Source organism: Burkholderia cepacia, assembly GCF_001718835.1.
Taxonomy (GTDB): domain Bacteria; phylum Pseudomonadota; class Gammaproteobacteria; order Burkholderiales; family Burkholderiaceae; genus Burkholderia; species Burkholderia cepacia_F.
The window spans coordinates 1,133,242-1,147,220 of record NZ_CP013444.1 but is presented as its reverse complement, the minus strand read 5'-3'; the positions used below and the strand labels follow the sequence as shown (position 1 = coordinate 1,147,220).

The window sequence follows — 13,979 nt, the reverse complement described above, 5'->3', positions numbered from 1 at the left end:
TGCGTAGCAGTTGACAGTTCAGGCGGCCGCAACGCCCTCGCGGTCCGTGACTAGCGTGCCTTACACTCCCAAGAGATTTCGACCGCTCACGCGCGAAATGCATAGCAGTAGCCGGCATTAATGACTGAGCCATATCCGTACTTACATGCCAACCAACACCCCAGCGCTAGCCATCTTGGCCAGCCAGTTGCTCGGCCTCGATCAGGGAGCGGAGAACACGTTGGTACCTCACCGGCCCGACATCGATTTCCAAATGCACGCCGCTATCCGATTGATTGCGTGTCTTCAAACCACGCAAGATGGCTTGTTGCGCTTTGATAATGGCTTGGTCTTGGTCTTGGAAGGCGATACGTCGTAGCTTCGACACTTGCGCCTGGATCTCACTATCAAGTGCCCCACCCCAAGAGATGGGATTTCTCCGCACGGCGACAAACAGGTAGTACGTGGTGTGTTCGGTTTCTGGCGTCAAGAAGTGCATCCCATAGAAGCCCGTGCCCTGCTCTCTGGATGCCCCTGGATCTGTTACACCCGTGTCATTGATCAAACAGCCGGGGACATGCCACGTCATATCCATCCAGAGGTCCACATCGCGTCCGTCGCGCTTATAAAGCAGATCATAGAGGCCCACCGCCGGAGCGTTTGGCACACTGCGTCCGACAGTCACCGCGGTCCCGTTCTGAGCGATCGTCAGATCCGCCTTGACTGTGCTTTCGTCACCCAATATGCCCTCATGAACGACGGCCGTGTGGCTGAGATCCATCAAGTTGTCCGTGATCAACTCGTACCCTGCCTCCATGAGGATCCAGTCGCGCTTGCTGACGACCTTGGTGGGGTCCGGGTCCAGGATGCTGAAGTCAGGAATCAAGGACGCGTCCGCCTCTTTGCTTCCTAACCAGATCCAGATCATCGAGTGCTTCTCGACAACGGGGTAGCTTCTCACCTTCATCTGAGGAGAGATCCGTCCACTGCCATGCGGATTGAAAACACAGGCGCCAGACCCATCGAACTCCAATGCGTGGTATGGACACCGAATGTTACCGCCTTTGACGATTTTCCCCATGGACAGGGGGGCAAATCGATGTGCACAAGCGTCCGCCAGCGCAGCAACTGTCCCATCGTCTCGCCTAAACAGCACGATAGGCTCATTGAGAAATGTTCGAGAAATTGTCTGTCCCGGCAAGAGATCCTGGGACCACAGTGCGACATACCAAGTGTTACGCAAGAATGCCATTTCGACTCCTCTCTAGCTCCCGGTACATGACCGTCTCGCCGTCCAACAATGACGTCCGGCAATGTCCGCTTTGGTGTCGTGGGTCAAGCGATTCGCGAAGGCTTCCACGAGAAGCAATGCTCCATCGATACCGCCGTACTGACAAGTCACCCCGATGAGGGACAGAGTTCATGCGCTACGAAGGCTCACTGGGTCAACCTCGAGGCGCCTCGCTCCGCGTTCAGGATGATCGAGAAAAGCTCATTTTGGGAGGTCACACCCAACTTCCAATAGGCCCGCTTTCTGTACGTTCGAACGGAATGCACCGACAACACCAGATCGAGCGCAATGGCCTCATTCGAATACCCGGACACAATCCGGGCACATACTTGCGCTTCGCGTTGGGATAGATCGCGACCGCTTTGAAGCAGCAGTGCAATATGCATTAGATTCTGGGCACGGCTCGCGGGTGTCAATTCGGCATGGCGCTCGCTTGCTGCAGCAAGCGGTGCCTTGACGTTGTCAATGACGTTTACCACACAAAAATCTCCCTCTTGCTTGTCCCGGTAGAGCGACAAACAGATGGCGCCATCTGGGCGTTGGACGATCACGCTCAACTTCCCGACAATTCCGGGTTCGACAAACATCCTCTGGGAATATTCGTCTTCGGCGATCTCCCTCACGGTGAATCGCATCCATTTCACGTTTCGCGTGGGAGCTGCGATGCATTGCTTTCTGAATGGGTCGAAAGCATGGTAACGCGTAAAATACTTCTGAACCAACAACAACGCAGAATGGTCATCGCGATCATCTCTGGCTGCCAAGGATGCAATCGAAGACGGATCCGAGAATTTAAACAGCACAACTTGGCGGACGCGCATTTCCCTACGAAACGCATCAAACAACACATCGCCGAACTCCGGTCGTCCGATTGAAAGAATGATGTTGTCCAGCACATCCATCTCCTCGCCACGTCAAGAGAGAGTTCAGCGACGCGTCGGATCAGCGCCATCTATCTCTATGGTTTCTTCTGCTACTAGGCGGACAGTTCGGCGAGTTCGTCGGTTGCGGCATCCGCCCGACCGTGCATCAGTGGCACCAAAGCGATCCAGACCAGCAACCCACAAAGAGGTGCGAGCGAGCAAACAGCCCACCACCACCACCCCACCACCGCTTCACTGATGACACCGATCACCAACCAGGCATTCATCGCGATGATGGCCAGCGCCGCCCCCCAGATCAGACACTGTATCGAGCGCGAGATCACAAATTCGCCCATGATTCCTGCGTGAGTCGTGCATCTGATAAGAGGGACCATTGCAAATGGAAGCTGGAGGCTCAACACGATTTGGCTGAGCACTAACAGGCTAAGCCCACCTCGCTCTCCACCAATGGCAAGCGCCATCGTGGCGGGAACCACAGACAGACTGCGCGTGAGGAGCCGACGTCTTACCGGGCTCATCCGCAGTTGAATGAAGCCCTCCATCACCACTTGGCCTGCCAATGTCCCCGTGATCATCGAACTTTGTCCGGAAGCCAACAACGCAATCGCAAAGATCAGGGCAGGCAACATGGTGCCCAGCATCGGCGTCAGAAGCTCATGGGCTTGACGCAACTCGGTCACCTCAACACCTCGAGTGTGGAACACTCCCGCAGCAAGAATGAGAATCGCTGCGTTGATAAACAGCGCCACATTCAGTGCCAACACGATGTCTATGCAACTGAATCGAAGTGCGAAACGCTTCTCCTCGGCGGTCCGTTCGATTCGTTCTGCCTTCACTAGCCACGAATGCAGGTAAAGGTTATGGGGCATCACCGTTGCTCCCAGGATACCGATAGCAATATACACGCTCTCCTCTCGTACGCGGGGTACCAACCCGGTCACCACTTCGCCCCATACCGGGTGAACAAAGAACAACTCAGCGACCATGCACGCGCCGATCGTGAACGCCAATACCGCGACAAACGCCTCCAGCTTGCGTATTCCATATTTCTGAAGCACAAGAATCAACATGACATCTAGACCTGTCACCGCAGCCCCCCACGCGAGGGGAATTCCGAAGATGAGATTGAGTGCGATCGCGCTACCCAGAACTTCTGCAAGGTCACATGCAATGATCGCGCCTTCGCTAAGCACCCAGAGTGCGATTGCAATGGGTGGGGAGTAGTAGCGTCTACATGCCTGTGCCAGATCCATTCCGGCCACAATACCCAATCGCGCTGATAGGCTTTGCAACAGAATAGCGATCAGGTTCGAAACCACTACCACCCACAACAATTGGTACCCGAATCGTGCGCCGCCCTCCAGATCAGTTGCCCAGTTTCCCGGATCCATGTAACCAATGCTCACCATGGTTGCTGATCCGATATAGCCGAACAGATAAGATCGCCTCACAGGCGAGCGCAATTTCCCTCCGTTTTCGAGAGGCATCATCGAGCGGAAACTCCGTGTGAATCATGCGGTCCGCACGCGTCATCGATCACGAAACATCGTTTTGAAAAGGACGAATTGAAATAATGAACAACTTGGGGCACCTGTACCGCGATACCACCCGCGACGATTGCAGCGCCCACCATACGCTTGCACAGTCGCCTCATACGAAGCGAGTCGATGAAAAGCGCTCTCTTTTGCATTGCACTCATGTTGCCTTCCTTGCGACAATCCGCGCGGCACCCGCGCGAGACGTGGATTAGGCTCCCGTGTGGCCGCCAATAAATTGAGCCGTCGTACAAGCTCACGAATCAGCGTAATTCCATCTGCGGCGCAAGGAAAATGAAAAAACATGTGGGAACCGTGACAAATTTTCATCCGTCGGCCCATCGTCACAACAGTGGTGCGACTGCGCCGCCGAGTGCTCCCCTAAAATCACCCCACCATTTTTTATGCTGACGTCGGCCAATGGCTTCTGCACAAAATCAACTCGCCCTGTATTCCAATCAGGATTCGGCATGTGTGAACTGCTCAAGCAGCCACTCCACGAACATCTTCACCGTCTTTCGCCTTGCGTGTTCTGGCGTGCTGGTGACGTAATACCCAGTATTCGACTTCAAACGCCGCTGGAAAGGCTCGATCAGTCGTCCTTCCCGGATATCGCGATCGACTAGGGGTGTTCTCCCCATGGCAAACCCGAGTCCGTCGATGGCGGCCTGCGACGCCGAGAGCATGGTGTCGCAACAAACCCAGTCGGCGAACTCGTCAGGAGAGCAACCGTAAAGGGCTAGCCATTCCGGCCAATCGTCCCGGAATGCCAATGAACTGGTGCAGATGGCCGTGTGTCGCAACATGTCGCGGTGCGATGTCACGTTCGAACTTGCGAGAAGGGTCGGGCTGCACACTGGAAAGAGTTCTTCAGGTGCAATGCGATGCGTGACCATACCCGGCCAGTCACCAAAGCCATAACGTATCGAAACGTCGTAGTTGTAGCTCGCTTTAGCATCGTGGGAGACCACGCTCTCGAAGCGAATACGTATGCTCGGATACCTGCGCCGGAAGTCTGGCAGCAACGGAAGCAGGCATTTCAAGCCAAATCCGGCAAGCGAAACGATGGAAAGCGTTCCTTCATCGCTCTGGTCGACAATTCGCTGAGTGGCTGCAGACAGCATGTTCAGCGCGCCCCTGACTGCAGGCAGATACTGCCTGCCTGTATCGGACAGCCGGACGGCATCACGATCTCGAACGAACAACTTGGCTCGAAGGTGGTGTTCCAGCTTGCGGACTTGGTGACTGACGGCGGTTTGCGTCAAACTCAATTCAACCGCGGCTTTCGTAAAGCTCTGGCGGCGTGCAACCGCTTCGAATGCTCGCAGACTTGCCAGTGAGTTTGGAAGACGACGGGGTCCGATATAAGGGCGGTCGTCAGACCCCTCCTCGTCACTGCCGTCATGGACCGCTTGAGCTGATTCCATCGCCGAACCAAATTCATTGTTGAGCGCACCGAAGTGCCCGAAGGTCCACCTCGTAGCCGAAGTTACCGGACTACAACTATACGATTCAATCTCATACCTGCAGCACAGGCTAGCAAGCCGGATTGGCGATCGCCAACGAAAATTGCTCATATCCAGTATGAGATCGTCCTTATCCAGGTGAGCGGAACGAAGCTCTTTTGCGCAAAACCCAAGGTGCCGCGCTTGTCGGCACCTAGCAGCGATCCGAGGACGGTGCTGGTACCAGGAAGTGTTCGCACCGATTACTTACACGCCAGGACCTGCCACACGGACACAGGTGGAGAGTACGCATTGGAACAAACGATTTAACGCCATCAAGCCTGGCGTGTGCCCACGTGGCGGCATACCAGATGTTGCGGATAAAGCGATCGGTCGCCGCAATGGCGGCTGGCGCGCGTTGCGGCGACTTGGCCACCACGACCGGATTGACGGTCGTCGGTACTTCGCTCATCGCGTCCACGCCGAGCATCACATCACGATGCAAATTAATGATTACCTTAGGTAATCATTATAAGTGCTACACTACCGATACAAGTTCCCGCGTTTAAGTAGATTCCCTACCCCACACCCAAGACGATGGCTAGCCGCAAGAAAACCCTTGAAACGGACACACCGAACCGAGCCCGCGCCAACACGTCAGCCGTGAACGGTCAAGCACGGCGAACGCCAAAGACGACGTTGGATCCGCTGCAGCAACCAGACCTGCTGGATTGCTCACTTGGTTATGCAATCAAGCGCGCACAAGTGCGCTGCGTGGATGCAATGTTTCAATTGCTGCCTCCTGAGCTGTCACCCGCCCGCCTGACTGCCTTGCTGACGATTGACGCCAATCCTGGTATCAGCCAGGTAGCGCTGGGAACGGCATTGAACATTGCGGGGCCTAATGTAGTGAAGGTCGTCGATGCTCTTGAAGCGCTGTCTCTAGTCACGAGACAGCCGAGCGAGACGGACCGCCGCGTATATGAACTTGAGTTGACCCCTGAAGGGCGGTCCGAGGTCAAGCGCGGCCGCGCCATCATGGCTGAGTTCGAGCATGTCATCGCCTCCCAACTGACGCGCGCCGAACGTGAACAACTACTCACCTTGCTTCCCAAGGTCGCGGGAGCAGTTCAATAGCGTGCGGTTTCACTGACTTCGAAAAGGAGAAAAGCCGCACACCGTGTGATGCGCGACTTCGAGCGACAGCTCGATGGCGTGGCGCAGCAAAGCCGCGCGGCGCTGGAAGAACTGATCGGACACACGAAACGGATTGTGTCGCAGAAGCAAAAGGACAAGAACAAGCTGTACACGCTGCACGCGCCGGAAGTTGAGTGCCTGGCGAAGGGCAAAGCGCGAAAGCCTTACGAAATCGGCGTGAAGGTGTTGATCACGACGACGCACCGGGAGGGCTTGGTGGTAGGAGCACGCCCGATGCGGGGCAATCCGTACGGTGGGCAGACGCTGGCCGAAGCGTTGGAACAAGCGGCGATCCTCAGCGACGTTCAGCCGGAGATTGCTGTCGTCGACCGAGGCTACAAGGGAGTCGCCGTCGATGGTGTGAAGGTCTATCACCCAGGCTTGCGACGCGGTATTACGCGCGGGCTGCGAGCAACGATTCGGCGTCGCAGCGCGATAGAGCCGGCCATCGGCCACATGAAGGCCGACGGCAAGCTGGATCGCAATTGGCTCAAGGGTTCGTTGGGCGATGCGATCCGCGCAGTGCTGTGCGGTGCCGGCCACAACCTGCGGATGATCCTGCGCAAGCTGCGGCTTTTTTACGCCCTGATTCTCGCCGCTTTGCTCAACTTCCAAACCGCTGCGCTGTCGGCGGCATAGCTTCAACTGCGCGACAAAACGAATTGTTCAGGGCCGACTAGCTAATGCCAGGTGCAGCGGCAACGAGTTGAGTCTTCGAAAGCGATCCAATTGCACCGAACCCTTGTAGGCGCAAATGGTCATGAATTATGCCGAGCGCCTTGTTGAAGACACGGCGTGCGACGACCCAGACGTCGCGATCGCCCGGCTTTCAATAGCCGCGCGCGTGCGCTGCGAAGTGCGCGCCGCGGCTTCGCGCAGCGATTCGACGAGACGCTCCAGATTAGCGAACTCAAGACGTTGAGTCGGGACGATCAACGCAAGCGATCCGACCGCTTCACCGGCGTCGTCGGTGAACAGCGGCGACGCGAGTGCCGAAACCCCGTGCTCCAGTTCGTCTTTTGAGAGATAAAAACCCGCGCGTCGGATTTTGAGGAGCGAAGCCCGAAACTCTTCAAGCGTCGTCCCAAGGCCGCTTTGTGCAATGTCCTCGGGATATTGTTCGAACAGGATCGCGAGCTTGGCCTTCGGGAAGGTGGAAAGGATCGCCTTCGGAGCGGCGCCAAGAAACAGGGGCCTCGGTCGGCCTCGGCCGTAGCGGAGGTCAAGCGCCGCGTCGTGAGTCTCCCGATGCGTGTCAACAAGCTCGTTTCCGTACCAGCGCGACATCACAACATCGAAGCCGGAATGCTCGCTTAACTCGTGCATGATCGGCTGGCCAACGGCAAGCAGCGGATCCGACGCGCGCAGGTGGTAATCCAGCCTGATGATGCGAGGACCGAGACCGTACTCTCCGCCCGTGAACCGGACGAGCAAACCCGCATCCACAAGCTCACGCACGTAGCGATAAGCCGTCGGCGCCGAGCAATCGAGTTCGGCAGCAACGTCTTCGGCGGACAAGAACGGCCTGGCCTCCGAAAACAGTTCGAGTATGGATAACAGCCGGGTGATGCTCGACATCTGGATGCTGAACTCCTTCTATGTGAGCGGATTATGCCACTAGCGCGTTTGCCCGTCGGTCTTCCCGGTTCACGGAAAGCGGTTGGATGCGCGGCTGCCAACCCGTTTTGCGCCGGGCACTGCGTTTGCGCTTGCCCGATGCGCAGCCGATCGGGCAGGCAACATGTTAGACAAGGCCCATGCGCACGGCCATCTCGGCCTGCCAATCGGTTCGTGACCTGAATCCCGGCAGCGCACTCGCGTGGTGCTCAACGGCCGCCATCAGTTCCGCGTCAGGCAAGTCAAAATCGACCGGTACCCGCATCGGTTGATCGACGTACCAGGGCGTGTCGATGAAGATCTCCAGCCGGTTGCCCTCGGGGTCGCGCACATAGATCGAAATCGCGTTGCCATGCGTGACGGGGCTGATCTCTTGCAAACCTTCCGAGACAAAGCGCGCGTGAAACTGCCTGAGCGTGTCAAGACTGTCCGCTTCGAACGAAATCTGATTGATCGGATTGAACGCCAGGTGCTCCGGCCGACCGCTCGCAAGCACGATCTGGTGATGAACCGCGGGATCACGGCTCAGGAACACCAACCGCATTTCGCCGTGCGGCGCCTGCAGCGTCCCACGATCCGTCACGGTGAACTCCAGCACCCGCGAATAGAAGTCTTCCACCCGTGCCATGTCGCTCACGTAGAAGCCCATATGGCTCAGCGATAGCCCGCGTCGCGCTTTCTTCGTACCTTCCATGCCTGTCTCCAGTAGTGATAACCCCTAACGAAAAACACGTTGCACCCACCGATAAATATATTTTATTCTCAAATAATGATAAATGCACGACTTTTTGTAGGTCGTTAGCATCGATCTGCCTGGATCTTTATCTACTTGGAGCATCAATGAAACTCGTCAGCTTTTCTACCCATCAAGGCCCCTCCTTCGGCACCGTTCGCGACGACAGCGTGTTTGACCTCGGCAAACGCCTGAACGGCCGTTACGCCGACCTGAAGGCACTGATCGCCGCTGACGCACTGGATGAGGCTGTCCAAGCGGCCCAAGGCGCTCAGGGCGACTACCTATTGGCGGCAGTGACGCTTCTGCCGGTGATTCCCAATCCCGGGCAGATATTCTGCGTGGGCCTCAACTACGCGGAGCACGTCAAGGAAACCCATCGCGAAACCACCGAGCAGCCCGTGATCTTCATGCGGCTTCCGGCTTCGCAAGTGGGCCATGGGCAGCCAATGTTGCGTCCGCCCGAGTCGCAACAGTTCGACTACGAGGGCGAAATCGCCGTGATTCTCGGGCGCGGTGGGCGGCGCATCGCTGAAGCCAACGCATGGAATCACGTCGCCGGGTACGCCTGTTACAACGATGGTTCAGTGCGTGACTGGCAGCGTCACACCACCCAGTGGGGACCGGGCAAGAACTTCTATCGCACGGGCGCCTTCGGACCGTGGATGGTGACGAGCGACGAGATCGAGCCGAACGCGCTCATGACCGTCGTCACTCGCCTGAACGGGCAGGAAGTGCAACGCGCGACCACGCAGATGCTGATTCACGGCATCGCCAAGCAGATCGCCTACTTGTCGACCTTCACGCCGCTCGCACCGGGCGACGTCATCGTCACCGGCACGCCCGGCGGCGTCGGTGCAAAGCGTAATCCGCCGTTGTTCATGAAGCCCGGCGACCGGGTCGAAGTCGAAGTAGACCGGATTGGCGTCCTCTCCAATCCGATTGCCGACGAAGCCTAAAGATTCGTTGCCGGACGCGCCCCTGCGAGTCCGGCGCCTCATCAAGCGGATGTAGACATGTCAGATAAAACCATTTCGATGCACGCATGCGACTACGATGTCGCCATCATCGGCCTCGGTCCGACCGGTGCGACGCTGGCCAACTTGCTGGCGATCGAAGGCGTGCGGGTACTCGTGCTGGAGCGAGACAAGGACATTTTTGCGCTGCCCCGCGCGGTGCATTTTGACGGCGAATGCATGCGGGTGTTTCAGAGCATTGGGCTCGCAGACACACTGCTTCCCAAACTGTTTGTCGGTCCCGGCATGAAATTCGTGAATGCCGCGGGCCAGCTTCTCATCGACTGGGCACGCCCCACGTGCATTGGCCCGCAGGGCTGGTGCGCAAGTTACAAGTTTCATCAACCGGACCTCGAAAACGCGTTGCGCGATCGCTTGGCTGCTCAGGCAAACGTAGACGTACGGCTGCGTCACGAAGTGTTTGTGCTTGACGAAACGGACGATTGCGTCCAACTGCGCTTTGAAGACACCAGTTGCGGCAAGCTCGGGCGTGCGACGGCCCGCTACGTAGTCGGCTGCGATGGCGCGCGCTCGATTGCGCGTCGGTTCATGGGTACCGAACTCACCGATCTGAAATCGCATGAACGTTGGGTCGTGGTCGATGTCTTGCTCGACACCCCGCGACCCGATCTCGGAGATTTCTCCATTCAGTATTGCGATCCGGCGCGCCCGACGACCTATACCCGTGGTCCGGGAAATCGCCGCCGCTGGGAAATCATGGTCATGCCGGACGACGATGCGACGCAACTCGCGTCTCCCGAATGGCTGTGGGATAAGCTCGCCCGCTGGATTTCCCCGGCCAACGCCCGACTTGAGCGTTCCGCGATTTATACCTTCCACTCGGTCGTGGCGAACGGCTGGCGCCGCGGACGACTGCTGCTTGCTGGCGATGCCGCGCATCAGACACCGCCCTTCATGGGACAGGGGATGGCGGCCGGCATCCGCGACGCGTCGAATCTTGCATGGAAGCTCGGCACCGTCATTCGCGGCACTTCGCCCGACGGTCTGATTGATACCTACGAATCGGAGCGTTCGCCTCATGTGCGCGAGTTTATCGAAACCGCGGTGCAACTTGGTTCGGTCATTCAGACGACCAGTCCTGAGGCCGCGAACAACCGCGATAGCGAAATGAGCGCCGCGATTCGCAACTTCGTCACCCCGCAACCGAAGCTGGGCCCGGGAGCCTGTCTCGACGCATCCTCGTCGGCCGTGGTTGGACAGATCGCGCCCCAACCGCGCCTGGCGGATGGACGTCTGATGGATGACGTCGTCGGATACCGGTTTGCACTCGTCGTGTTGCCCGAATTTCTCGCCGGACGTGACGACATTGCCGATCGTGCTGAACGGGCGGGGGTCCAGATCGTCAGCGACGGGGATGCGGTGAATGCGTGGTTAGTGGTAACAGGCGCCGCAGCGGTACTGATCCGTCCTGACCGCTATGTGTACGGCGTCGCACATGACATCGCATCGTTGAACAGCTTGCTCGAACACGCATTCCCTGCACTGCAGACAGCCTGTGCGTAACCGGCCCGGCGCACCGACGGCGTTGAGCCGCTGATGCGTCCGACCACACAAACCTATTAGACGAAGAAGCCAACAATTTTTGGAGGAGTCATGGAGCTATCTCATCACCCGGTTGGCGCCGCTGACCATTCACACTCTGCCGGCTTATCGCGGGCGCAGTGGAAGATGATTCTCATCGCGAGCCTTGGCGGGTCGCTGGAATTTTACGACTTCATCGTATACGGTTTCTTCGCCCATTACATCGCGGCCCAGTTCTTCCCGAACGCCTCGTCGTTGATCAGCATGCTGGCCGCGTTCTCGGTGCTAGCGATCGGCTATTTCATCCGACCGCTTGGTGGTATCGTCCTCAGTAGCTGGGGGGATCGTTACGGCCGTCGTCCGGTCTTCCTGGGCTCCATCATCGTGGTCACCTCGGCTACGATCTGTCTGGGCTTGCTGCCCAATTACCAGAGCTGGGGCGTCACGGCTTCAATCCTGCTCATCTTGTTGCGCATGCTGCAAGGCTTCTGCGTCGGCGGTGAAATGCCGGGCGCAATTACTTATGCGGTGGAAGCGGCGCCACATCGTGCAGGATTGGCCGCAGGCATAATCATCTGTGCAGTCAACGTGGGCGTCTTGCTTGCGACGTTCGTTAATCTCGGCATCCAGAGCTACCTCTCCAGCGCTGACGCGGCGGCCTATGGCTGGCGGATCGCGTTCCTGTTCGGCGGCTTCTGTGGACTGTTGTCCTACTGGATGCGTCGCAATCTGGACGAGTCCCCCGAGTTCAAGGAGATGCATGGTGCGGTCGTCAAGCGACCATTTCGCGAGACGCTGCGACATCATGGCAAAGCTGTCGTCGCGGGAGCGCTCACGATCGCAGTGATGGCTGGCGTCAACGGCATCCTCTACGGTCACATGCCGGCCTATCTGGTCCAACAGCTGCACTATTCGCCACGCACGGCGGCGATCGCCCAGAATGCCTATCTGGTTGTCAGTTCCTTCGGGCTGCTCGCTGCGGGCTGGCTGGGGGACAAGGTCGCGCGCCGATACCTGTTGCGAACGTCAGCGGCGCTGCTGATTGTGCTGAGCTACCCGTTTTACTTGGCGCTTGTGAATCACACCGTCAATCCGGTCGTTCTATTCGTCCTTGCGGCGGTGGTCTTTTCACTGGCAAGCGGTACGTGGCCCTCTGTCCTCGCCGATCAGTTCCCGGTCCAGGTCCGGTTCAGTGGCATCGCCCTGGCGTATAACATCTCGGTGGTCGTGTTCAGCGGTTTTGCACCGTTGCTCGCCACCATGCTGGTTCGTGAGACAGGGGCCTTGACCACACCCGCTTACTACGTCATCGGTGCATGCGCAGCCGCCTTGCTCGCGAGCTTTGCCTTGCCAAAGGCAAGTCTGCTGCCGAGCTCAGTTCACCGGGAAGCCGAATGACGTGTGTGGTTGGCTCGAACCATCGCGAAACAACCTAGCCGCCCGACACCGCTCTCCGATTCTGTTTTTTTCCCGAGCCGAAGGGCGACCTGCTGGTAGATCGTCTGCCGTGATCCGTGCTTCGGCGGCTCTCGCCTGTCTGCACGGATGCCGATTCGTGAATACAAGTTGGGCCGGTACTTCGGTCCAAAGAGCCCCGCACATCAGCGCCAATCTTCTCAAAACCTATGTTGCCAAATATAACGAGACCCAGAATGAAGGTAAGTGCCTTCCCTCCACCGTCTTGCAGAAAAACCGCCATAGCAGGCGGAATGCTAATCTGATACCAAGTGAAGGCGGCACACGAAGCGGATTTCCGCGGAGCTCGGCGTGAACGCCGCTTTCAGCACTGACCTGACGTTTCGGCGTCTGGGCGAGCAACTGATTGCGGCCGCGCAGGAGGTGCCGCGCTTCGACTACCGGCGGATGTCGGCTTGGCTGACGCTGGGCGAATCGCGTGTGCGACGAATGTGGCGAGCCTTGCAGCTCAACATTCCGCGGCGGCGCCCTCGCCGACGTCGTTGTGGCAACGACATACGCCTGCCAGGCACCGCCCAGCCCAATTCGGTCTGGAGCTACGACTTTGTGCACGACCAGTTGGTGGATGGGCGGGCGTTGAAGATGCTTTGTGTGATCGATGAATACACCCGCGAGTGCCTGGCGATCGAGGTCGGCGCCAGCCTGCGTTCGCAGGATGTGATCCTGACGCTGTCGCGACTGATGCGCCTGTACGGCAAGCCGGTATTTGTGCGGTCGGACAACGGCGCCGAATTTACCGCCGCCAAGGTCATGTGCTAGCTAAGAGATGCTGCAATCGTCCCGGCCTTCATCGCGCCCGGCAGCCCGTGGCAAAACGGATTCGTCGAGAGCTTCAACGGCAAGCTACGCGACAAATTGCTGAATCGCGAATAGTTCCGCAGCCGGGCCGAGGCCAAGGTACTCATCGAACGTTGGCGACAGTTTTACAACGAGCGTCGGCCCCATAGCGCTCATCGCTATCAACCTCCTGCCACGGTCCATCGAGCCTGGCTGGATTCCGATAATATCGACGCGAGACTCACTGCTTGATTGGTCACAAAATTCCACCTCAGGTAACAGCGACTGCTGCACGAAACCTGGCCATCGCGTTCGAGCACTACAACGAAAAACATCCCCATAGCGCGCGGAAATACCGCTCGCCTCGCGAGTTCCGGCGCTCGATGGATTCAGCAATCCTTAGTGTGACGCTTTGTCCGGAGTTACAGGGTCAACTCCACCTGTTCTCCTCCTAGTTCTATTTATTTGAGTCGATTTTAAACTCAAA

Annotated in this window: 10 protein-coding genes and 4 pseudogenes; 7 read left to right on the top strand and 7 right to left on the bottom strand. The window is 58.0% G+C overall.

Annotation, left to right across the window (positions count from 1 at the left end):
• Positions 1-166: 166 nt before the first annotated feature.
• The 5 genes and pseudogenes from WT26_RS25425 to WT26_RS25410 form a co-directional block, all read right to left on the bottom strand.
• The gene (locus WT26_RS25425; protein WP_230461729.1) at positions 167-907 is read right to left on the bottom strand and encodes a hypothetical protein; all 741 of its coding nucleotides are present in this window, start codon (positions 905-907) and stop codon (positions 167-169) included.
• 69 nt (positions 908-976) lie between these two features.
• A pseudogene (locus WT26_RS39130) lies at positions 977-1,231 on the bottom strand (Rieske 2Fe-2S domain-containing protein); the annotation flags it as partial.
• A gap of 185 nt (positions 1,232-1,416) precedes the next feature.
• Complete coding sequence (locus WT26_RS25420; protein WP_060292779.1) at positions 1,417-2,172, bottom strand: response regulator transcription factor; 756 nt, start codon at positions 2,170-2,172, stop codon at positions 1,417-1,419.
• Positions 2,173-2,246: 74 nt separating this feature from the next.
• A complete protein-coding gene (locus tag WT26_RS25415; RefSeq protein WP_069271088.1) occupies positions 2,247-3,644 on the bottom strand; it encodes an Nramp family divalent metal transporter in 1,398 nt (465 codons plus the stop codon).
• A gap of 503 nt (positions 3,645-4,147) precedes the next feature.
• Positions 4,148-5,116 carry a LysR substrate-binding domain-containing protein gene (locus WT26_RS25410; RefSeq protein ID WP_196222198.1) on the bottom strand — a complete coding sequence of 323 codons (969 nt, stop codon included), beginning with the start codon at positions 5,114-5,116 and terminating at the stop codon, positions 4,148-4,150.
• A gap of 717 nt (positions 5,117-5,833) precedes the next feature.
• Here WT26_RS25410 and WT26_RS36325 point away from each other — a divergent pair.
• Positions 5,834-6,271 carry a MarR family winged helix-turn-helix transcriptional regulator gene (locus WT26_RS36325; RefSeq protein ID WP_157654285.1) on the top strand — a complete coding sequence of 146 codons (438 nt, stop codon included), beginning with the start codon at positions 5,834-5,836 and terminating at the stop codon, positions 6,269-6,271.
• Between the two features lie 27 nt (positions 6,272-6,298).
• A pseudogene (locus WT26_RS25405) lies at positions 6,299-6,970 on the top strand (IS5/IS1182 family transposase); the annotation flags it as partial.
• A 126-nt stretch (positions 6,971-7,096) separates the two neighbouring features.
• Here the strand turns inward: WT26_RS25405 and WT26_RS25400 are convergent.
• On the bottom strand, positions 7,097-7,909 hold the full coding sequence (locus WT26_RS25400) for an IclR family transcriptional regulator (protein ID WP_060292782.1): 813 nt from the start codon (positions 7,907-7,909) through the stop codon (positions 7,097-7,099).
• 166 nt (positions 7,910-8,075) lie between these two features.
• Positions 8,076-8,642, bottom strand: a complete 567-nt coding sequence (locus WT26_RS25395; RefSeq protein WP_060292783.1) for a VOC family protein — start codon at positions 8,640-8,642, stop codon at positions 8,076-8,078.
• A 146-nt stretch (positions 8,643-8,788) separates the two neighbouring features.
• On the opposite strand from WT26_RS25395, the gene WT26_RS25390 reads away from it, so the two are divergent.
• The 5 genes and pseudogenes from WT26_RS25390 to WT26_RS39125 all read left to right on the top strand — a co-directional run.
• A complete protein-coding gene (locus WT26_RS25390; RefSeq protein ID WP_060292784.1) occupies positions 8,789-9,640 on the top strand; it encodes a fumarylacetoacetate hydrolase family protein in 852 nt (283 codons plus the stop codon).
• Between the two features lie 57 nt (positions 9,641-9,697).
• Complete coding sequence (locus WT26_RS25385) at positions 9,698-11,221, top strand: bifunctional 3-(3-hydroxy-phenyl)propionate/3-hydroxycinnamic acid hydroxylase (protein ID WP_069271087.1); 1,524 nt, start codon at positions 9,698-9,700, stop codon at positions 11,219-11,221.
• Positions 11,222-11,311: 90 nt separating this feature from the next.
• Positions 11,312-12,637, top strand: a complete 1,326-nt coding sequence (locus tag WT26_RS25380; RefSeq protein WP_060292786.1) for an MFS transporter — start codon at positions 11,312-11,314, stop codon at positions 12,635-12,637.
• A 402-nt stretch (positions 12,638-13,039) separates the two neighbouring features.
• A pseudogene (locus tag WT26_RS25375) lies at positions 13,040-13,744 on the top strand (IS3 family transposase); the annotation flags it as partial.
• Between the two features lie 23 nt (positions 13,745-13,767).
• Positions 13,768-13,947, top strand: a pseudogene (locus WT26_RS39125) (hypothetical protein); the annotation flags it as partial.
• Positions 13,948-13,979 lie beyond the last annotated feature (32 nt).

Coding starts and splice junctions, on each gene's coding strand:
- WT26_RS25380 (WP_060292786.1), top strand. CDS start 11,312: ATGGAGCTATCTCATCACCCGGTTGGCGCCGCTGACCATTCACACTCT.
- WT26_RS25385 (WP_069271087.1), top strand. CDS start 9,698: ATGTCAGATAAAACCATTTCGATGCACGCATGCGACTACGATGTCGCC.
- WT26_RS25395 (WP_060292783.1), bottom strand. CDS start 8,642: ATGGAAGGTACGAAGAAAGCGCGACGCGGGCTATCGCTGAGCCATATG.
- WT26_RS25420 (WP_060292779.1), bottom strand. CDS start 2,172: ATGGATGTGCTGGACAACATCATTCTTTCAATCGGACGACCGGAGTTC.
- WT26_RS25410 (WP_196222198.1), bottom strand. CDS start 5,116: ATGGAATCAGCTCAAGCGGTCCATGACGGCAGTGACGAGGAGGGGTCT.
- WT26_RS25390 (WP_060292784.1), top strand. CDS start 8,789: ATGAAACTCGTCAGCTTTTCTACCCATCAAGGCCCCTCCTTCGGCACC.
- WT26_RS25400 (WP_060292782.1), bottom strand. CDS start 7,909: ATGTCGAGCATCACCCGGCTGTTATCCATACTCGAACTGTTTTCGGAG.
- WT26_RS25425 (WP_230461729.1), bottom strand. CDS start 907: ATGATCTGGATCTGGTTAGGAAGCAAAGAGGCGGACGCGTCCTTGATT.
- WT26_RS25415 (WP_069271088.1), bottom strand. CDS start 3,644: ATGATGCCTCTCGAAAACGGAGGGAAATTGCGCTCGCCTGTGAGGCGA.